Genomic DNA, 18,121 nt, shown 5'->3' with positions numbered 1-18,121 from the left:
GCTTCTTTTTCCGAAGTCCGCGCGTTGTCGCATCATGTCTGATCCTGTTTTCTTCTCATCGAGCATAGCCATCAGCCTCGGCGACATCGCCGGGGCTGCCGGCGTTTCGCTTCCCGAGGGCGCCGATTCGCAGGCCACGGTCAGCGGCGCGTCACCCCTCGAGACTGCCGGACCGGGCGACCTCGCCTATATGGACAACGCCCGCTACGGCGACGTGCTGGCACAGACCAAGGCCCTGGCCTGCCTCGTCTCCCCGCGCTTCGCCGCCAAGGTTCCGTCGACGACGGTCGCCCTGGTCACGCGCGACCCCTATCGGGTCTACGCCGCTCTGCTGGCGCGCTTCCATCCCGATGCCGTGCGGCCTCTCTCGCAATTCGCCACCGAGGGTGTGTCGCCGGGGGCTCATGTCCATCCGAAAGCTCGGCTCGAAGACGGCGTGGTAGTCGATCCCGGTGCCGTCATCGGCCCTGGCGCCGAGATCGGCTCAGGCACCATCATCGGCCCGAACGCCGTCATCGGTCCCGGGGTCCGTATCGGCCGTGACTGTTCCATCGGCGCGGGGACGACGCTGGCCTACGCCCTCGTCGGCAACCGCGTGATCCTTCACCCGGGCGCGCGCATCGGCCAGGACGGGTTCGGCTTCGCCATGGGGCCGGGCGGCCATCTAAAGGTGCCCCAGACCGGACGCGTCATCGTGCAGGACGATGTCGAGATCGGTGCCAATACGACGATCGATCGCGGTGCCGGCCGCGATACCATGATCGGCGAGGGGACCAAGATCGATAACCTCGTCCAGATCGCCCACAACGTCGTTATCGGCCGGCACTGCGTGATCGTCTCCGGCGTCGGCATCTCCGGGTCGACCACTCTTGAAGATTACGTCGTGCTCGGCGGGCAGGTCGGCGTGGTCGGCCATCTGCGGATCGGCATGGGCTCGCAGATCGCCGGTTCTTCCAACGTCAATCGCGACGTGCCGCCGGGAAGCCGATGGGGAGGAACGCCGGCGAAACCCGTGCGGACCTGGTTCCGCGAATTGACGGCGCTGGCCCGTCTCGCGGAAAAGTCGGGGCGCGATGCGACCGAGCCCTCCAAGGATTGAGCTTTAGCGGCAGTCGGTCCGAGAATAGCGTCGGTCCAACGACTTGCGTCAGTCCGAGACTTGCATCCCGCGGCGTTTATGTCGAAGACAACGCTCCACTTTTTAAGGGACGAGGCGGGGCGTCGGGAGCGCCGGCGCGCGATGGGATTGTTCGATCGATGAGTGACATGCCGAAAGACCTGGGCTCGGCCGACATCCAGAAGATCCTGGAACTTCTGCCCCATCGCTACCCGTTCCTGATGATCGACCGCATCGTCGACATCGACGGCGATCGGTCCTGTATCGGGATCAAGAACGTCTCGTTCAACGAGCCGCAATTCACCGGGCACTTTCCGGGCCTGCCGGTGTTTCCGGGCGTCCTCCTCATCGAGGGCATGGCCCAGACCGCCGGCGCCATCTGCTGCCAGCACATCATGACCGCCGATGTGCGGGCCAAGCAGGTCTTCTTCATGACCATCGACAAGTGCAAGTTCCGCAAGCCGGTCGTGCCCGGCGACACGGTGCGCTATCATATGACGAAGACGAACCAGCGACGGACCATGTGGTGGTTCCGAGGAGAGGCACGGGTGGGCGATACCCTCGTCGCCGAGGCCGAGATCGGCGCCATGCTGGTGACGGAGTGAGCGACGTGACCGACATCCATCCCAGCGCCGTCGTGGAGGACGGGGCCACGATCGGCGCCGGCGTGCGGATCGGCCCGTTCTGCCATGTCGGGCCGGACGTCGTCCTGGGCGAAGGCTGCGAACTCATCAGCCACGTCGTCGTCGCCGGCCGCACCGGCATCGGCCCGCGCACCAAGCTCTATCCTTTCGCGTCCATCGGGCATCCGCCTCAGGACCTCAAGTTTCGCGGCGAGGCCTCGACGCTGACCATCGGCGCCGAGTGCCTGATCCGCGAAGGCGTCACGATGAACCCCGGTACCGCGGGCGGCGGTCTAGAGACCGTCGTCGGCGACAAGTGCACCTTCCTCGCCAATTCCCATGTCGGGCATGATTGCCGGATCGGCGACGGGGTCGTCTTCTCCAACAACGTCATGCTCGCCGGCCATTGCAGCGTCGGCGATTATGCGATCCTGGGCGGCGGCGCCGCCGTCATCCAGTTCGCGCGTGTCGGTGCCCATGCCTTCGTCGGCGGTCTCTCCGGTCTCGAGAACGATTGCATCCCCTATGGAATGGCGCTCGGCAACCGCGCCTATCTCGCGGGCCTGAACATCATCGGCCTGCAGCGCCGCGGTTTCGCGCGGGAGGACATCCACGCTTTGCGCCGGGCCTATCGTCTGCTCTTTGCCAACGAGGGGACCTTGATGGAAAGAGTGGAGGACGTGGCCGCCGAATTCGAATCGCACAGCGCGGTCGCCGAGATCATCGCCTTCATCCGCGAGGGCGGGAAGCGCTCGATCTGCACTCCGCGCGAGACTCCGGGTCCGGCTTGACCGCCTCTCCCGATCCGGCGCCCCTCGTCGATTCGCGTATGGAGAAGAGTCTCGTCCTCGTGGCCGGGGCCGGACGTCTGCCGGAACTCGTGGCCGAATCCCTCGAAAGGTCGGGGCGCCCGTTCCGGGTCCTCGCCATCCGTGGCTTCGCCGAACGCTCGATGCGTGCCCGTGCCGAGGCGACGGTCGACCTCCTCGATATCTCCGGTGCTCTGAAGATCCTCGAATCCTGGGGACCGGCCAGCGTCATACCGGTGGGAGGCGTCTCGCGCCCCAACCCCACCGCGATCCTCAACGCCGCCGCGGCCCTGCGGAATCGCGATGCGCTCAAGGCCATATCGGGGGGAGGGGACGACCGGCTGTTGCGCGGTGCCCTGGTCCTACTGGAAGATAACGGCCATCGCGTTGTCGGCATCCACGACGTGGCGCCCGACTTGCTGAGCCCCGAGGGCCAACTCGGCCGGCTCGCGCCGGATATTCCCGCACAGGCATCCATCGCCACCGGCTGCAGCATCCTCGCGGCTCTGGCCGCCTACGATGTCGGGCAGGCGATCGTCGTCGCGGCGCAGCGCGCCCTCGCGGTGGAGGGGCCGGAGGGCACGGACCGCATGCTCGCCCGTGCGCGGGCCCTCGGCCGCAAGCCCTTCGGGGTGGGAGCGGCGCAGCCGGGTACCGTTCTGGTGAAGCTCGCCAAGACCGGCCAGGACCTGCGCGTCGACCTGCCGGCCATCGGTCCGCGCACGGTGAAAGCCGCAGCGGCCGCGGGCTGCGCCGGCATCGCCATCCAGGCCGGCTACACCCTCATCATCGGCAGGGACGCCACGGTGGCCGCGGCCGACCAAGCGGGTCTGTTTCTCATCGGCTTGCGGATCGAGGCATGACCAACAACGCGTCCAGGCGAATCTGGCTCGTCGCAGGCGAGGATTCTGGCGACCAGCTCGGTGCCAAGCTGATGCGGGCGCTGTCCGACCTCTCCTCCGGACAGGTGACATTCGGCGGTGTCGGCGGGGAAGCCATGACGGCGCAGGGGTTCGTCTCCCTGTTTCCCCTCGATGACGTGGCGGTGATGGGCTACCTGCCCGTGGCGGCCCGTCTGCGTACGCTCCTGCGCCGCATTCGTCAGACGGTGCGGGACATTGTCGAGTCGCGTCCCGATGTGCTCGTCATCATCGACAGTCCCGGCTTCACGCATGCCGTGGCCTCGCGGGTGCGCAAGCGCCTGCCGAGCCTGCCCATCGTCGATTACGTCTCTCCCAGCGTCTGGGCCTGGCGACCGTGGCGCGCAGCCAAGATGCGGCCGTTCATCGACCATGTCCTGGCCCTGCTGCCGTTCGAGCCCGAAGCGCATCGCCGGCTCGGGGGGCCGGATTGCACCTATGTCGGACATCCGCTGATCGAGCGCCTGTCCGAGTTGCGCCCGGATCCGGGCGAGGCGGCAGCGCGCGAGGCCCGGCCGGCGACCCTCGTGATCCTGCCGGGCTCGCGCCGCTCGGAGATCGAACGGCTGATGCCGGTCTTCGGTGCCACGCTCGATCTTCTCGTGCAGCGATACGGGCCGATTGATGCCGTGCTCCCAGCGGTCACCCGCCACCGCGCCATGATCGAACGGCTCGCGCTCTCCTGGTCGCGGCCGGTCAGGATCGTCCACGGCGAGGCGGCGAAATACGCGGCCTTCCGGCGGTCCCGCGCGGCCTTGGCAGCGTCGGGCACGGTCACCCTCGAACTCGCTCTCGCCGGAGTGCCGATGGTGGTCGCCTACAAGGTCTCACGCCTGGAGGAGGCAGTGGCCCGGCGGCTCATCCAGGTGCCGACCATCGTTCTGCCGAACCTGATTCTCGGCGAGAACGCCATGCCGGAATTCATCCAGGCCGAATGTACGCCCGGACGTTTGGGCGAGGCCTTGTTGCCGCTCCTGAGAGGCGGAGAGGCCCGGGATGCTCAGATCAATTCCCTCCGCCGCATCGATGGTTCGATGCGGCTCGTGGGAGATGACGAACCGAGCCGGAAAGCTGCGCGGATCGTGCTCGCGGCGACCCGCCCCTCCGTCAGCGCAACAGGGGCGACGTAGCCGCTCTCGACTTTGCGCCCTTCATCGCCTCCGAGGCCTGGACGGCGCTCGGCGGAAGTGCGCTGGCATCAGGGGCGGCTTTCGACGAAAGGGACGGAAAGTCCGGGGGCCGTACGCCCCTGTCGCGTCCGAAGGCGTAGCCGGCATTGACGCCGGCATAGAAGCCGGTGAAATCCTCGGCCTTCGCCATGCCGGGCAGTACCATCGGCAGGCACAGGCTCATCGTCATCAAGACGGCACGCATCGCAGCTCCCGACGCTTGAATCATCCGTATCGCTTCAGCGTGTTCCGGAAACATGCACCAGTTCCCGAGATGATGCTGGAGACGAAAAACGGCGACCCGAAGGCCGCCGTTCGATTGTCGCCAAGTCCGGCACAGCCCACCCGAGGATGGTCTGTGCCGGAACACTTGCGAGCCCGATCAGTAATCGGCGTTGATGCTCTGGGCCTCGCGGCCCTTCTGGCCGTCGACCACGCTCAGCGTGACCTGCTGGCCCTCGGCGAGGGACTCGAGACCGGCGCGCGACAGGGCCGAGCGATGGACGAACACGTCCTTGCCGCCGTCGTTCACCGACACGAAACCGAAACCCTTGGCCGGGTCGTACCACTTCACGGTGCCGGACATCTCCACCGACGGGCCGCTGGCGAAACGACCGCCACCGCCGCCGCCGCCGGCTCCACCGCCGCCGAAGCGATCACCGCCGCCACCATAGCCGCCGCCGGCTCCGCCGAAGCGATCGCCGCCACCGAAGCCGCCGGCGCGCGGGGGAGCGCGGCGCGGGGGCTCGGCCTCGGCCGTCGAGGTATCGACGCTGGTCACGTCGGTGACCTGCGGACCCTTCTGACCCTGGGCCGTATGGACGGTCAGGCGCGTGCCGGGAAGGAGGTCGGCATGACCGGCGGCCTCGACCGCGCGGATGTGAAGGAACGCGTCGCCCGAACCGTCGGCCAGTTCGACGAAGCCGAAGCCCTTCTCCTTATTGAACCACTTGACCGTCGCGTCGCGCTCCGGCCCAGAGGGAGCGGCTGCTGCACGGGCCGGACCGCGATCGAAACCGCCGCCGCCACCGCCATATCCACCGCCGAAGCCACCGCTCGGGGGTGCCTGATCCGGCCAGCGAGGCTCGGCACCACCCTCATCGAAGCCGCGCTTCTGCGGCCCCCTGAAATCACGACCACGTCCCATCGAAAGCTCGCAAAAACCGTCCGCCGACCATCTGTCATCGAATACCGGGTGCGCCCCGTCCCAGACGGGCACTTCACCACACTATCATCACTCTCGGCAGCGGTGACCAAGAATAACGCCTTAGTCCTGACTGAATCTCGCCGCTATCGCAAGACGCTTCTCGCCGGACTCTGCAAGGTTCCGATAATTTCCTGCGGCAAATTACGCAATCTCCGGTGCACCGCGCAGCTCGGCCCGCTCGGCGGCATTGCGAGCAGAGGGCTCAAACTCCATGCGCCTGAACGACTTCGCATGTCGCAATCGATGCGATCGCGTTAGGAAAATGCAAATCGCTCGGCCTTAAGATTGGGACGCGGCGCCTGCGACAACGGGCGGCCGGGAACCCTTGGCCGATGATCGCAACCCCCTCGTTTCCGGACCTTTCGGCCCTCGTGGTGGATGAGAGCCTGTATATCCGGCGAATCGTTCGCGACATGCTCATGCGCGTGGGGATCAAGCGCGTCCTCGAGGCGCCGGATGGTGCGGAGGCCCTCGGCGTGCTGGCCGAGAGCAAGCCCGACATCACGATCATCGATTGGGACCTGGCGATTCTGTCCGGCGAGGAGTTCATCCGCCTCGCTCGCACACCCACCACCTCGCCGTCGCCCACAGTGCCGATCATCCTGATGCTGGCGCAGCCGCGCCGGAACGTCGTCGACCGCGCCATCTCGCTGGGCGTCAACGAGATCATCGCCAAGCCGTTCTCGCCGAAGACGCTGTGGTCCCGCCTCGACGAAGTCATCAACCGGCCGCGGCCGTTCTCCCAGGTGAAGAGCCTGCTGCGCCCCGTCCCGAGAATGTCTGCAGCCGGCAAAGCGCTGTAAGTCGATCATTGATCGAGGCTTTGCACTGACGCCTAAGCCCTGTAGGCTTCTTATCGAATGATGGCCGACCTGTTCCGGTCGGGTCACGACCGAGGATGCCGGCAAGGCCGATGAGGGAAGAGAGCGCCGCCATGATGCCGGCCCGCCCCATGGCTGGCCCCGCGCCGACGGACGCCCCCGCTGTGCCGGATGCGGGTCGACAGCCGGTCGTCGGCTATCGTCCCGGTCGCCGCAACGCCTATGCCGCCCTCGATCTCGGCACCAACAATTGCCGCCTGCTGATCGCCGAACCTGCTTCCCACGGCTTTCGCGTCGTCGACGCGTTCTCCCGTATCGTCCGTCTCGGCGAGGGGCTCGGCACCTCGGACCGCCTCAGCGAGGCCGCCGTGGAGCGAACCGTGGAGGCTCTGCGCGTCTGCCGCACCAAGATGGAGGCGCGTGGTGTCGCGCGCGCCAAGATCATCGCCACCGAAGCCTGCCGGCTCGCCGTCAACGGAGCCGATTTCGTGGCACGGGTGCGCGACGAGGTCGGGCTCGATCTGGAGATCGTCGACCGGCAGACCGAGGCCTATCTCGCCGTGACGGGATGTGCGGCCCTGGCGGATCCTTACGCGGAATCGGTCGTCATCTTCGATATCGGCGGCGGCTCCACTGAGATTGCCTGGCTCGACGGCGCGGCGACCAACCCGTCCGCGGACCCGACCCTTCGCATACGCGCCTGGGATTCGCTGCCCGTGGGCGTCGTCACCTTGGCCGAACGGCACGGTGCCGCCGATGTCACGCGCCTGATGTTCGAGGGCATGGTCGAAGAGGTGGCCGATCTGCTCGCGCGCTTTGCCATCCGTGCCGCAGCCGCGGCCAACGCCCGACATTTCCATCTCCTCGGCACGTCCGGAACGGTGACGACCCTCGCCGCCATGCATCTGCGGCTGGCACGCTACGAGCGCCGTCGCGTCGACGGGCTCTGGATGAGCGACGGCGACGTCAGCGACGCCATCGACGATCTGCTCGATACGCGCCTCGACCAGCGGGCCGACAATCCCTGTATCGGCCGCGACCGGGCTGATCTCGTGCTCGCGGGCTGCGCCATCCTGGAGGCGATCCGCCGGGCATTCCCGTCCGAGCGGCTGCGCATCGCCGACCGCGGTCTGCGCGAAGGTCTATTGATGAACATGATGCGCGAAGACGGCGTCTGGCGCCGCGGAGGCTACCGTTGACCGACAGGCGTGGTGCGGGCGGCGGGTTGCGGGGCGATCTCAAGCAGCGGGTGAAGACGGGGCGCGGCCGAACGGCCTCGCAGAAGCGCTGGCTCGAACGGCAGCTGAACGACCCTTACGTGGCGCGGGCCAAGCGCGAGGGCTATCGCTCGCGGGCTGCCTTCAAGCTCATCGAGATCGACGAGCGCCACAAGATCCTGAAGCCCAACCAGAAGATCATCGATCTCGGCGCGGCGCCGGGCGGCTGGTCCCAGGTGGCCGCCAAGATCGTGGGCCCGAGCGGCCGCATCGTCGGCATCGACCTGCTCGAGATCGAGCCGATGACCGGCGTCGAGTTCATCACCCTCGATTTCCTCGATCCCGATGCCCCGAAGCGCCTCACCGACCTCCTCGGCGGGCCGGCCGACATCGTCATGTCCGACATGGCGGCCAATACGACGGGTCACAAGCAGACGGACCATCTGCGCATCATCGGCCTCGCCGAGACCGCCGCAGAGTTCGCCCGCGAGGTGCTGGCGCCGGGCGGCAGCTATCTCGCCAAGGTCTTCCAGGGCGGTACGGAGGGTACCCTGCTCGCCGATCTCAAGCGCGACTTCTCTCTCGTGCGTCACGTGAAGCCATCGGCGAGCCGCGCCGATTCGAGCGAACTCTACGTGCTGGCCACCGGATTTCGCGGCAGCGCCACCGAGACGGCGGATGACGAGGCCTGACGGGTCGCCTGTCTAGAGCCTGTCCGGGATCAGGATCGGGTAGCATCGCGCCCCGGCAGCGGCGGCAAGGACCTCGACCGCCCCGACGGTGGAAGCGTCGCCGGCGACATGCACCACGTCGGTCGTCTTCAGCCCGGTGAGATGCGCGGTGAGGGGGCCTGGCCGGACGTCCGGCGGGCGCTGCCTCGTCCTGTCGGCGACGAGCGTGATCCGCGAGACGCCCGTGGCACGAAGCCAGTCGAGGGAGGGGCGCATGTAGAGATCGAGGGGATCGCTGGCGCCGGTCACCACCACGATCTCGCGGATCGGTTCGATATAGCGTGCGGCCCGGGCGATCGCCCAGATCGGGGCGAAGCCGGTCTCGCGGCCGACGAGCAGCAAGCGGCCACCGCCGGGACGATAATAGCCGCGTCCGACCGGGCCCTTGATCTTCACCGGGTGGCCGAGGAGGATCTCCTCGCCGAGGGCATGGGCGACCGGATTGCAGGAATGTCCGACGCGCAAATGGAAGACGAGTTCGTTGAGTTCCGTCGTGCCATCGAGCCGCAAGGTCGGGCTCACGTCGATCGGCTCGAAGCCCTCGAAGGTGGCGGTGACCTGATGGCCGGGCTCGAGATCGAGACGGCGGGTGACCGTGACGACGACTTCGAGCACATGGGCGCCGAGGGGCGCGATCTGCGTCACCGTCCCGATGCGCCGCACCTGTGCGGCGGACCTGACTTCGGCGAAGGCGAGCATATCCTCCGACGCGGCGGGGCGCGGCATCGAGAGTTTGACCGGCTCGGTGCGGTGCGCCCGTGCCTGGGCGCGACGCGGTGAGGGGCCTGAGCTCTGCCCGAGGAGGTGGGAGCCGTGCAGGCCGGTGGTGGGGGCGATGACGCCGTCGGCGAGGGCGGCTTCGAGCGGCGTATCGCCGGTCGAGACCCGCACGGCCTTGCCGTTGACGACAAGCGAGCAGCGCGCGCTCATGGTCGAGCCTCGATGGATGAGAGAAGTCGAAGGGAAGCCGGCGCGAAGTCGAGCGCACCAGCCGATGGCGGAGGCCTCAACGCTGTCCGTCGAGCAACTGGTCGACGAGAGCAGCCCAGCGATCACGCACCGCGCAGGCTTCCGGAGTGGTGGGCGCGGGTCCCGCGAGCCACTCGACGCTGGCGCGGATGGTCGCGGTCTCCTCGCGTTCCGCGCGCAGCACCGCCTTCATCACCATGATCTCGGAGCGCAGCCGTGCCACATCCCCGGACGGGGCGTCCTCGTCGATCGGGTCGACGTCCGGCTCGATCGGCCGCGCCGCCGGCACGATCTCGGCGAGCTTGGAGCCCGTGCCGTGACGGATCGGGCGCGCCATCAGGCGCCTCACGATATCCGTGCCGAAATCTTCACCGAGCCCGAAACCGTCGCCCAATCGCAATGCCGCTTCGGCCATCACGCTCGCCTCCTGTCGAACGGCAGACCGTGCCGCGCCATTCGATCCATTTCGACCGTGACGATGAGCGATCATGGTTAAAGGAGGCTTAATTCGATCCTCGCTGTCGCGCGATCAGGCGGCTTCCGGTGCCGCCCCGACCAGTTGACGCGCCTGCAGCATCGACATCGGGTCTCCGAAGGCAGTACCCTGGGCATATTCGCAGCCGAACTCGGCCAGGGTCTGCGCGTCGGTCTCGTTCTCGGCACCATCGGCGATGATCGCGAGGCCGAGTTCCTGGGCCATCTTCACGATGGAGCGCAGCATCACCGTCCGTCCCGACGCCATCTGGCGCACGAAGCTCTGGTCGATCTTGATCGTGTCGAACGGGAAGCGCTGCAGATAGGAGAGGGCCGAGTAGCCGGTGCCGAAATCGTCCAGCGACAGGCCTGCCCCGAGGTCGTGGATGCGGGTCAGCATCTGAGCGGCGTATTCCGGGTTCTCCATCACCAGGCCTTCGCCGAGTTCGAGTTTGAGCGAGCCCGGAAGCACTCCTGAACGCGCCAGGATTGTCTTCACGTCGTGCAGCAGGTCGTGACGCAGGATCTGACGCGAGGACACGTTCACGCAGGCGAAGATCGGAGGATCGACGTCGAGGGAGCGCTGCCAGGCGGCGAGTTCGAGGGCGGTGCGCTCCAGGGCGAAGATGCCGAGATTGACGACGAAGCCGCTCTCCTCGGCGATCGGCATGAAGGTCGATGGCGGGATGCGGCCGAGCTTGGGATGATCCCAGCGCAGGATCGTCTCGAACCCCGCGACGGTGCGGTCCTCCAGGCGAACGACGGGCTGGAACAGCACCTTCATCTCGTTGCGGTCGAGGGCGCGCCGAAGGTCGGCCTCGAGCATCAGGCGATCGCTGCGCTCGTTGCGCATGCTCGCCCGGAACACCTCGGTGCGGTCGCCGCCGTTGCGCTTGGCCTGGATCATCGCGATCTCGGCATTCTTGAACACGTCCTCGCGCTTCGGCGCGGCACCGGTCTCGTGCAGGACGATGCCGACCGAGACGGTGAGGAAGATCTCGCGGTCGGCGTAGGTGATGGGGGTGGCGATCGCCCGGCGGATCATGTCCGTGAAGGCGATGATACGGTCGGGCTCGCGCTCCGAGAGAAGGATCAAGGCGAACTCGTCGCCGGCGATGCGGGCCAGCGTGTCCTGCGGACGCAGAAGCCGACCGAGACGGCGCGACAGGGTGAGCAGGATGGAATCGCCGGCCGAGAGGCCGATGGCGTCGTTGATCGCCTTGAACCGGTCGATGTCGAGCAGGATCGTCGTCGGCTTCAGGCGGGCATCCTGGCTGGCGAAGGCGAGGGCGGCGTCCAGGCGGTCGTAGAACAACTCGCGGTTGGGCAGGCCGGTGAGGCTGTCATGGACCGCGTCGTAGAGCAGGCGCTCTTCCGCCGTTTTGAGTTCGGTCACGTCCGAGATGGTACCGACGATCCGGATGACCTCGCCGTCCGGTCCGATCACCGGCCGGGCCTTCAGCCGGTACCAGACATACAGGCCCTCGGTGGAGCGCAGACGGAAATCATGGACGATGCGGCCGCGCCGCTCCTCGATCACCGTGTCGAGCGCCGCCGAGTAGCGGTCGACGTCGAAGGGATGAACGAGACTGAGCCAGTTGGAAGCCGGACCTTCGAGGGTTCCGCGCTTGAGTCCGAGCTGGCTCTCGATCTCCTGTCCGGCGAAGACGCGGTCGCCCGGCACGTCCCAGTCGAACACCACATCGCCGGCGCCCGTGAGGGCCAGGGCCCGCCGCTCGGTGTCCGAGACCAGGGAATGGGTCATGCCGCCGCCGGTGAAGGCGTGTTGCATCACGGTGAAGCCGATCAGCATGACGATGAGGACGAGGCCGCCGATGAGGGCCGGCTGGACGAGATCGCTTCCGATCTGGCCGGTGATGGCGAAGCCCGCGGCCACGACCCAGACGAGCAGGAGGAACCAGGTCGGTACCAGCAGGATCGCGCGGTCGTAGCCGTTATGGATGGCGAGATAGACGATGAGCAGGAGCCCGACGCCGGCAACGGCGGCGATCGAGATGCGGGCGACGCCCGCCGCCACCGGCGGATCGAACACCGCGAGGCCGACGAGGCCGGCCAGGAAGGCGAGCCAGAAGAAGGCCACGTGCCCGTAGCGCACGTGCCAGCGGCTGAGGTTGAGATAGGCGAACAGGAAGACGAGGAGCGTCGCGCCGAGCACTGCCTCGGCGGAGGCGCGGTAGATCCGCTCGGCGACCTCGGTGACTGGAAAGACTCGTTGAAGGAAGCCGAAATCGATGCAGGCATAGGCGAGCACCGCCCAGGCGAGGGCCGCAGCGGCAGGGAAGATGATCGCGCCCTTCACCACGAAGATGATCGTGAGGAACAGCGCGAGCAGCCCGGCAATGCCGATGATGATGCCCTTGTAGAGGGTCAGTCCGGTGGATTTCTTGCGGTAGGCCTCCTGATCCCACAGGTAGACCTGCGGAACGTTGGGGCCGTGCAACTCGGCGACGAAGGTGACCGTGGCGCCGGGATCGAGGGTGATGACGAACTGGTCGGCTTCCGGGTTCTCGTCGCGCTCGGGCCGGATGCCCTGACTCGCGGTGATGGCCGCGATGCGCGAGCCGCCGAGATCGGGCCAGATCACGCCAGACCCGACGAGGCGGAAATGCGGTGCCACGAGGACGCGGTCGATCTGCTCGTCGGTGTCGTTGGTCAGCGCGAACACCATCCAGTCGGGTCGCGCACCGCTATCGCGCGCCTTCACCACGATGCGGCGGACGATGCCGTCCTTGCCGGGTGCGGTGGAGATCTGGATCAGGTCCCCATCGGAGCGGTAGCGCTCGATCATCGGCGTCAGGTCGATCGCGGGCGCGTCGAGTGTCACGCGCACGGCTTCCACCGCCCAGGCCGGCGCGCCCATTCCGAGGGTGCCGATGAGGAGCGAGACGAAAGCGGTCAGGACGACGAGGGATCTGCGCAACGGGCGAGTGTTCCGGCCGGGCGGGCTCTTATGGTGAATACGGCTCAGCTTGCGGCCCAGTCGTATCGGCGGGGGTGTCCACGGGCAAGTCGCGCGAGCTGCCGAGACTTGCGGCACCCACTGCTTCCTGGCGTAGCGCCGAGGGATTTTCGATCGCGTGCTTTTGCGGCCAAAACAAGCCGGGCGACCGGAGAAGGGACGGAACCGCACAGTCAACGGCACGAGGAACCGTCCCCATGACGCGGATGCCGGGGATTCGGCATAGAAACCCGGCAGCGATGCTCACGCTCAGCGGCTGGCTTAACTCGCCTGAACGGACCGTGACTGGCGCCTCAGCTCGCTTGGAGCATGCCTCGCATCTTCTCCAGCGACGGCAGCTTCTTGATCGGCCCGATGGCGGCCAGAGTCGGAGCGCCCGCAAGCAGGCGCAAACCCGCCGCCCTCACGTCGTCCACCGTCACGGCATCGATCTTCGCGATGACCTCCTGAGGCGGGATCACCCGGCCCCAGGCCAGCATCTGCCGGGCATTGCGCTCGATCCGACCGCCGGGGGTCTCCAGGGCGGAGAGCAGGGCGACCTTCACCTGCGCTTTGGCGCGATCGACCTCGACGGTATCCGCGTCGCGCGCCGCCTTGGCGGTGGCCGCGAGGGTGACGTCGACGAGTTCGGCGAGGTCCGAGCCGGACGTCCCGGCGCCGATGCCGAAAAGGCCGCAATCGACGAAGGACCAGTGGAAGGCCTGGATCTCGTAGGCGAGGCCGCGCGTCTCGCGCACCTCGTGCCAGAGCCGCGAGGTGAGGCCGCCGCCGAGCACCTGCGCGAACATGTGCAGCGCGTAGTAGCCCTCGTCGCGGAAGGAGAGACCGGGAAGGCCGAGGACGAGATTGGCCTGTTCGAGCTTCTTCTGGATCCGCTTCTCGCCGCCGACATAGGTGCCGGGGACCATTTCAGGAGCGACGGCCGCCGGCATGCCACCGAAATGGTGCTCGGCCGCTTCGACGATGGCCTCGTGAGAGATCGCGCCGGCGGCGGCGACGACGATCCGGTCCGGGGTGTATTCGCGGGCGAGATAGGCCTCGATCGCATCGCGGTCGAAGCTCGCGATGGTCTGCGGCGTGCCGATGATCGGGCGGCCGATCGGCTGGTCCGGAAAGGCGGCTGCTGTGAAGGCCTCGTAGACCACGTCGTCCGGCGTGTCCTCGATGGCGGCGTATTCCTGCAGGATCACGCCCTTCTCGCGGGCGAGCTCGCCTGCATCGAAGACCGAGCGCGTGAGGATGTCGCCGATGACGTCGAGCGCCACGCCGGCATCCTCGCCGAGGACGCGGGCGGTGTAGCTCGTGCCCTCGGCGCTGGTGGCGGCGTTGATGTCGCCGCCGACATTCTCGATGTCCTCGGCGATCCGGCGGGCCGAGCGGGTCTGCGTCCCCTTGAACGCCATATGCTCGATGAGGTGGCTGAGCCCGCCCTCGTCCGGCCGCTCGTGACGCGATCCGGCCCCCACCCAGACCCCCAAGGTCGCCGTGGCGACGCCCGGCATCGTCTCCGTCGTGACGGTGATACCGTTGGCGAGGCGAGAGATCTTGAGGCCGGGCGAGGCGCCATGGGTCGCGAAATGCTGGTTCATGGTCTCTCAGTTCCCCGCCGTGATGCGCGAATGTCCGCGGATGAAGGCTTCCACCGCAGCCTGATCGTTGGCCACGCGGGTGAAGTGCTCCTTCCGATCCAGCAGGTCGGCGAGATGCGGCGGCAAGGCGGGGCGCAAGCCGCCCGTCGCCTGCGAGACTGCATCCGGAAACTTGGCGGGATGGGCGGTGGCGAGGGCGACGACGGGGGTTCTGGAATCTTTCTCCAGAAGACGCCGGCCCGCATGGACGCCGATGGCGGTGTGCGGATCGATGACCATGCCGATATCCCGATGGACCCGAGCGATCTCGGCGAGGACGGCCTCTTCCGGAACGGAAGCGGCGTCGAACTCGTCGCGTACGGTCCTGAGCACGGATTCGTCGAGGCTGAAGCCACCCGATTGCTTCAGCCCCGCCATCAGCCGCGACAGGCTCGACGCATCGCGGCCGAGCGCCTCGAACAGCAGACGCTCGAAATTCGAGGAGATCTGGATGTCCATGGAGGGCGAGGTCGTCGGCTGGACGCCGCGGACTTCGTAGGCGCCGTGCTCAAGAGTGCGCGCCAGGATGTCGTTGGCGTTCGTGCCGATCATCAGCCGGTCGATGGGCAGGCCCATGCGCTTGGCGACCCAGCCGGCGAGGATGTCGCCGAAATTGCCGGTGGGCACCGCGAAGGAGACCGGCCGGTGAGGGCTGCCCAAAGCCACGGCGCTGGTGAAGTAATAGACCGCCTGCGCCGCCACACGCGCCCAGTTGATCGAGTTGACGCCCGACAGGCGCATCTCGTCGGCGAAGTCGGCGTGCTGGAACAGGGCTTTGACGATGTTCTGGCAATCGTCGAAATTGCCGTCGATGGCGATGGCGTGGACGTTGTCCGCACCCACCGACGTCATCTGGCGGCGCTGCACCTCCGACACGCGGCCGTGCGGGAACAGGATGAAGATATCGACCTGGTCGAGGCCGCGGAACGCTTCCACCGCGGCGCTGCCGGTATCGCCCGACGTGGCGCCGACGATGGTGGCGCGCGAGCCGCGAGCCTGGAGGACATGGTCCATCAGTCGCCCGAGCAGCTGCATCGCCACGTCCTTGAACGCCAGCGTCGGCCCGTGGAAGAGTTCGAGCAAGAACAGGTTGTCGTCGAGCTGGACGAGTGGGCAGACGGCCGGGTGGCGGAAGGTGGCGTAGGCATCCTCGATCATCCGATCGAGATCGGCATCGGCGATCTCGCCGTCGATCAGCGGCCGGAGGACGAGCTTGGCGGCTTCGGCGTAGCGCTGTCCGGCAAGTCCGGCGATGGCGTCGCGAGAAATCTGCGGCCAGCTCTCGGGCAAATAGAGACCACCGTCGCGGGCGAGGCCGGCGAGGAGAGCATCGGAAAAGCTGAGGGGCGCCGCGGCGCCGCGGGTCGAGACGTGTAGCAAAGAGGCCTCCGGGAAGGCGGCCGGTCTACACGATGTGGGTGGCGCTGTCGAAAACAGATGACGTCCCGCGCCAATTCGCATCGAGGGTCATCAGTCGCAGGAGGAACCGTCCCCATCGGAGCAGGTATCGCCGGAGGTATAGGATGAGACTGCCTGCCTGCCTGCCTGCCAGCCTGCGCCCGCGTCCGAGCCGCCCAAGGATGCCAGCGAGCTGCGACGTCGGGCCGAGGACAACACCGTCGCAAGGTAGACGACGCCACTGATGAGAGCGGAGCAGGCGAAGCAAACCAGCGTGATCTGCGGTCAGAGCGATGTCACGCGGCGCTTCCCGGTGCCTTGACGAGGCGGCAGCCGCTGATCCTCCAGGCCCCGTCAGTCTGCTTTTCGAGGCTGTAGAGCGCCACCCAGTCGACACCGTTCTCGTCCTGCAGCTTCACGCCGAGGGCGAGGCCTTCGTCATCGGTCTCTTCGATGCGGTCGATGCTGAAGCTGCGGGCCCGGTAGACGGCGGCATAGCCCTTCCGAACCATCTCGATGAAGTTATCGGGGGAGGTGAACATTCCCTGGATCGAGGGGGCGGCCTGGGCGTAGGCGGTGGCCGCATCGTCCTTACGGAACGCCTCGATCTGGCGTTCCACCGTCGCCCGTGCCTCCGACTTCGCCGCATCGTCGGCGGCTCGGGCCGGTGAACAGACTGCGACCGCAGTCAGGCAGACGAGGGCGATCAGCAGGGAGAGGACGGCGCGCATGGACCACACTTCGCAATCGGGGCGGCCAGAAGCAGGATAGTGCGAGGCTTCCGGCCCACAAGAGCGGAGTAGCTGCTCCGCCGAACCTCTCCAGCAAGATATTGGCCAATGTTACGCAGGCGACCGCGGCGAGTCCGTATCACGCTCCTCCGACAGGCGCTTCCACGCGAAGACGCCGAACACCCCGACGAGGCAGGCCGCGATTCCGAACCAGGTGAAGGCATATTGCAGGTGGTTGTTGGGGAGGTCGACCCGGAGCTGCCCTCCCTTCGGCCAACCGCCTGGATTGGGCGTGCCATCCGCCTCGATGAGGTAGGGCATCACCGTCAGCCCCTTCGCGGCTGCGATGCCGTCGATGTCGCGGTGAAACCACTCGCCCTTGGCCGGCTCCGGCGGCGGTACGAACATGGTCCGTATCTCGGGCCCGCGCAGCATGCCGGTGATCGTGGTCGACCCGGCGATCTGGCCTGCCGGTCGGCGGCCGGCATCCTTCAGCTCGGTCGGAACGAAGCCGCGGTTGATCAGGACGAGGCTGCCGTCATCGTCCCGCTTCAGCGGCGTCAGCACGTAATAGCCCTGGAGCGCGTTGCCCGGCACCGCGCCGGCCGCGAGCCCATGGACGAGCGTCTCTCGATCGTTGAGGAGCGTCCCCGTAACCCGCACCCGCTCGAACTCGTCGCGGGCCGCATCCCAATCACCACGGGACGGAGGTGAAGCGGGCGGTTCGATCCTCGAGCGGGCGACGATCCGGCCGATCAGGGCTTCCTTCTCGCCCTTGCGCTGCAACTGCCAGATTCCGAGGCCGAGGAGGATGGCGAGGCAGATCAGCGAGACGATGGCCGGCGCGGCCAGAGACCGCACGGCGCCTGGGCGAGCGACCGTCGACATCAGCGAAAGCGCCCCTCCTCGGCCTTGTTGGCGAATTGCAGCGCTGCGAGGAGCCCCTTCAACGGGCGCACCAACATGAGGCTGAGCCCGACCGACAGGGTGATCGCGATGACGGCATGGACCCAGATCGGCGGCTCGAAGGTGATCTCGAGCCAAAGGGCCAATCCGACCACCACGATGCCGACGATGGACATGACGAAGAAGGCCGGTCCGTCGCCGGCATTGAAGGTCGAGTAATCGAGGCCGCAGACCTCGCAAGACGGCCTGAAGGTGAGGAACCCGTCGAACATCGCGCCCTCGCCGCAGCGGGGACACCGACACCGCAATCCGGTCGGGATGGGCGGCGGTAGCGGCCGTGTCTTGTTCACGATGCATGCTCCTCGGCGACGGAGATGTCTGCCCTCCGCCGCATATGGGACTTCGCGAGAGCCATGGCACG

The 18,121-nt window shown here is 67.3% G+C and carries 18 protein-coding genes; 8 read left to right on the top strand and 10 right to left on the bottom strand.

The annotated features are described in order from the left end of the window. Positions 1 to 34: 34 nt before the first annotated feature. The 5 genes from lpxD (at position 35) to lpxB (ending at position 4,599) form a co-directional block, all read left to right on the top strand. Complete coding sequence (lpxD, locus tag ACFQ4G_RS12605) at positions 35 to 1,099, top strand: UDP-3-O-(3-hydroxymyristoyl)glucosamine N-acyltransferase (protein ID WP_238209161.1); 1,065 nt, start codon at positions 35 to 37, stop codon at positions 1,097 to 1,099. Positions 1,100 to 1,266: 167 nt separating this feature from the next. Next, positions 1,267 to 1,722 carry a 3-hydroxyacyl-ACP dehydratase FabZ gene (gene fabZ / locus ACFQ4G_RS12600; protein ID WP_379040310.1) on the top strand — a complete coding sequence of 152 codons (456 nt, stop codon included), beginning with the start codon at positions 1,267 to 1,269 and terminating at the stop codon, positions 1,720 to 1,722. A gap of 5 nt (positions 1,723 to 1,727) precedes the next feature. Next, entirely contained in the window at positions 1,728 to 2,531 is an 804-nt protein-coding gene (gene lpxA / locus ACFQ4G_RS12595) for an acyl-ACP--UDP-N-acetylglucosamine O-acyltransferase (protein ID WP_238209159.1), read from the top strand. Between the two features lie 38 nt (positions 2,532 to 2,569). After that, complete coding sequence (locus tag ACFQ4G_RS12590; protein ID WP_238209186.1) at positions 2,570 to 3,412, top strand: LpxI family protein; 843 nt, start codon at positions 2,570 to 2,572, stop codon at positions 3,410 to 3,412. Next, on the top strand, positions 3,409 to 4,599 hold the full coding sequence (gene lpxB, locus ACFQ4G_RS12585; RefSeq protein ID WP_238209158.1) for a lipid-A-disaccharide synthase: 1,191 nt from the start codon (positions 3,409 to 3,411) through the stop codon (positions 4,597 to 4,599). The genes ACFQ4G_RS12590 and lpxB overlap by 4 nt, the downstream gene beginning before the upstream one ends. On the opposite strand, the gene ACFQ4G_RS12580 is transcribed toward lpxB, so the two are convergent. Beyond that, positions 4,577 to 4,843 (bottom strand): hypothetical protein, encoded by a 267-nt coding sequence (locus tag ACFQ4G_RS12580; protein WP_238209157.1) that lies wholly within the window; start codon positions 4,841 to 4,843, stop codon positions 4,577 to 4,579. The genes lpxB and ACFQ4G_RS12580 overlap by 23 nt on opposite strands. Before the next feature lie 177 nt (positions 4,844 to 5,020). Then, on the bottom strand, positions 5,021 to 5,785 hold the full coding sequence (locus tag ACFQ4G_RS12575; protein ID WP_379040308.1) for a cold-shock protein: 765 nt from the start codon (positions 5,783 to 5,785) through the stop codon (positions 5,021 to 5,023). Positions 5,786 to 6,177: 392 nt separating this feature from the next. Here ACFQ4G_RS12575 and ACFQ4G_RS12570 point away from each other — a divergent pair, with 392 nt between their 5' ends. From ACFQ4G_RS12570 to ACFQ4G_RS12560, 3 genes are all read left to right on the top strand, one after another. Continuing rightward, on the top strand, positions 6,178 to 6,648 hold the full coding sequence (locus ACFQ4G_RS12570; RefSeq protein ID WP_019905341.1) for a response regulator: 471 nt from the start codon (positions 6,178 to 6,180) through the stop codon (positions 6,646 to 6,648). 110 nt (positions 6,649 to 6,758) lie between these two features. After that, entirely contained in the window at positions 6,759 to 7,865 is a 1,107-nt protein-coding gene (locus ACFQ4G_RS12565) for a Ppx/GppA phosphatase family protein (protein ID WP_238209156.1), read from the top strand. Then, entirely contained in the window at positions 7,862 to 8,575 is a 714-nt protein-coding gene (locus ACFQ4G_RS12560; protein ID WP_238209155.1) for an RlmE family RNA methyltransferase, read from the top strand. The genes ACFQ4G_RS12565 and ACFQ4G_RS12560 overlap by 4 nt, the downstream gene beginning before the upstream one ends. A gap of 12 nt (positions 8,576 to 8,587) precedes the next feature. Here the strand turns inward: ACFQ4G_RS12560 and ACFQ4G_RS12555 are convergent, their stop codons facing one another. The 8 genes from ACFQ4G_RS12555 to ACFQ4G_RS12520 form a co-directional block, all read right to left on the bottom strand. Further along, complete coding sequence (locus tag ACFQ4G_RS12555) at positions 8,588 to 9,544, bottom strand: ferredoxin--NAD(+) reductase (RefSeq protein ID WP_238209154.1); 957 nt, start codon at positions 9,542 to 9,544, stop codon at positions 8,588 to 8,590. A gap of 76 nt (positions 9,545 to 9,620) precedes the next feature. After that, positions 9,621 to 9,998, bottom strand: coding sequence for a hypothetical protein (locus ACFQ4G_RS12550; protein WP_238209153.1), 378 nt, complete (start codon positions 9,996 to 9,998; stop codon positions 9,621 to 9,623). A 114-nt stretch (positions 9,999 to 10,112) separates the two neighbouring features. Beyond that, positions 10,113 to 12,938 carry an EAL domain-containing protein gene (locus tag ACFQ4G_RS12545; protein WP_238209184.1) on the bottom strand — a complete coding sequence of 942 codons (2,826 nt, stop codon included), beginning with the start codon at positions 12,936 to 12,938 and terminating at the stop codon, positions 10,113 to 10,115. Between the two features lie 392 nt (positions 12,939 to 13,330). Then, positions 13,331 to 14,626 (bottom strand): M16 family metallopeptidase, encoded by a 1,296-nt coding sequence (locus tag ACFQ4G_RS12540; protein WP_238209152.1) that lies wholly within the window; start codon positions 14,624 to 14,626, stop codon positions 13,331 to 13,333. A gap of 6 nt (positions 14,627 to 14,632) precedes the next feature. Beyond that, positions 14,633 to 16,045, bottom strand: a complete 1,413-nt coding sequence (gene thrC / locus ACFQ4G_RS12535) for a threonine synthase (RefSeq protein WP_238209151.1) — start codon at positions 16,043 to 16,045, stop codon at positions 14,633 to 14,635. Between the two features lie 314 nt (positions 16,046 to 16,359). Continuing rightward, complete coding sequence (locus tag ACFQ4G_RS12530) at positions 16,360 to 16,794, bottom strand: DUF4864 domain-containing protein (protein ID WP_238209150.1); 435 nt, start codon at positions 16,792 to 16,794, stop codon at positions 16,360 to 16,362. Between the two features lie 111 nt (positions 16,795 to 16,905). Continuing rightward, positions 16,906 to 17,682, bottom strand: a complete 777-nt coding sequence (locus tag ACFQ4G_RS12525) for an SURF1 family protein (protein WP_238209149.1) — start codon at positions 17,680 to 17,682, stop codon at positions 16,906 to 16,908. Further along, positions 17,682 to 18,050, bottom strand: a complete 369-nt coding sequence (locus tag ACFQ4G_RS12520; RefSeq protein WP_238209148.1) for a DUF983 domain-containing protein — start codon at positions 18,048 to 18,050, stop codon at positions 17,682 to 17,684. The genes ACFQ4G_RS12525 and ACFQ4G_RS12520 overlap by 1 nt, the downstream gene beginning before the upstream one ends. Positions 18,051 to 18,121 lie beyond the last annotated feature (71 nt).

Source organism: Methylobacterium marchantiae (genome assembly GCF_042679825.1).
GTDB lineage: Bacteria > Pseudomonadota > Alphaproteobacteria > Rhizobiales > Beijerinckiaceae > Methylobacterium > Methylobacterium marchantiae.
The sequence above is the reverse complement of the archived record's forward strand: the minus strand, read 5'-3'. Positions and strand labels throughout refer to the sequence as shown.

What these genes read in the sequence shown, in the direction of transcription:
- lpxD (WP_238209161.1), top strand. Translation starts at nt 35, where the DNA reads ATGTCTGATCCTGTTTTCTTCTCATCGAGCATAGCCATCAGCCTCGGC.
- fabZ (WP_379040310.1), top strand. Translation starts at nt 1,267, where the DNA reads ATGCCGAAAGACCTGGGCTCGGCCGACATCCAGAAGATCCTGGAACTT.
- ACFQ4G_RS12590 (WP_238209186.1), top strand. Translation starts at nt 2,570, where the DNA reads ATGGAGAAGAGTCTCGTCCTCGTGGCCGGGGCCGGACGTCTGCCGGAA.
- lpxB (WP_238209158.1), top strand. Translation starts at nt 3,409, where the DNA reads ATGACCAACAACGCGTCCAGGCGAATCTGGCTCGTCGCAGGCGAGGAT.
- ACFQ4G_RS12580 (WP_238209157.1), bottom strand. Translation starts at nt 4,843, where the DNA reads ATGCGTGCCGTCTTGATGACGATGAGCCTGTGCCTGCCGATGGTACTG.
- ACFQ4G_RS12575 (WP_379040308.1), bottom strand. Translation starts at nt 5,785, where the DNA reads ATGGGACGTGGTCGTGATTTCAGGGGGCCGCAGAAGCGCGGCTTCGAT.
- ACFQ4G_RS12570 (WP_019905341.1), top strand. Translation starts at nt 6,178, where the DNA reads ATGATCGCAACCCCCTCGTTTCCGGACCTTTCGGCCCTCGTGGTGGAT.
- ACFQ4G_RS12565 (WP_238209156.1), top strand. Translation starts at nt 6,759, where the DNA reads ATGAGGGAAGAGAGCGCCGCCATGATGCCGGCCCGCCCCATGGCTGGC.
- ACFQ4G_RS12555 (WP_238209154.1), bottom strand. Translation starts at nt 9,544, where the DNA reads ATGAGCGCGCGCTGCTCGCTTGTCGTCAACGGCAAGGCCGTGCGGGTC.
- ACFQ4G_RS12550 (WP_238209153.1), bottom strand. Translation starts at nt 9,998, where the DNA reads ATGGCCGAAGCGGCATTGCGATTGGGCGACGGTTTCGGGCTCGGTGAA.
- ACFQ4G_RS12545 (WP_238209184.1), bottom strand. Translation starts at nt 12,938, where the DNA reads ATGGGCGCGCCGGCCTGGGCGGTGGAAGCCGTGCGCGTGACACTCGAC.
- ACFQ4G_RS12540 (WP_238209152.1), bottom strand. Translation starts at nt 14,626, where the DNA reads ATGAACCAGCATTTCGCGACCCATGGCGCCTCGCCCGGCCTCAAGATC.
- ACFQ4G_RS12530 (WP_238209150.1), bottom strand. Translation starts at nt 16,794, where the DNA reads ATGCGCGCCGTCCTCTCCCTGCTGATCGCCCTCGTCTGCCTGACTGCG.
- ACFQ4G_RS12525 (WP_238209149.1), bottom strand. Translation starts at nt 17,682, where the DNA reads ATGTCGACGGTCGCTCGCCCAGGCGCCGTGCGGTCTCTGGCCGCGCCG.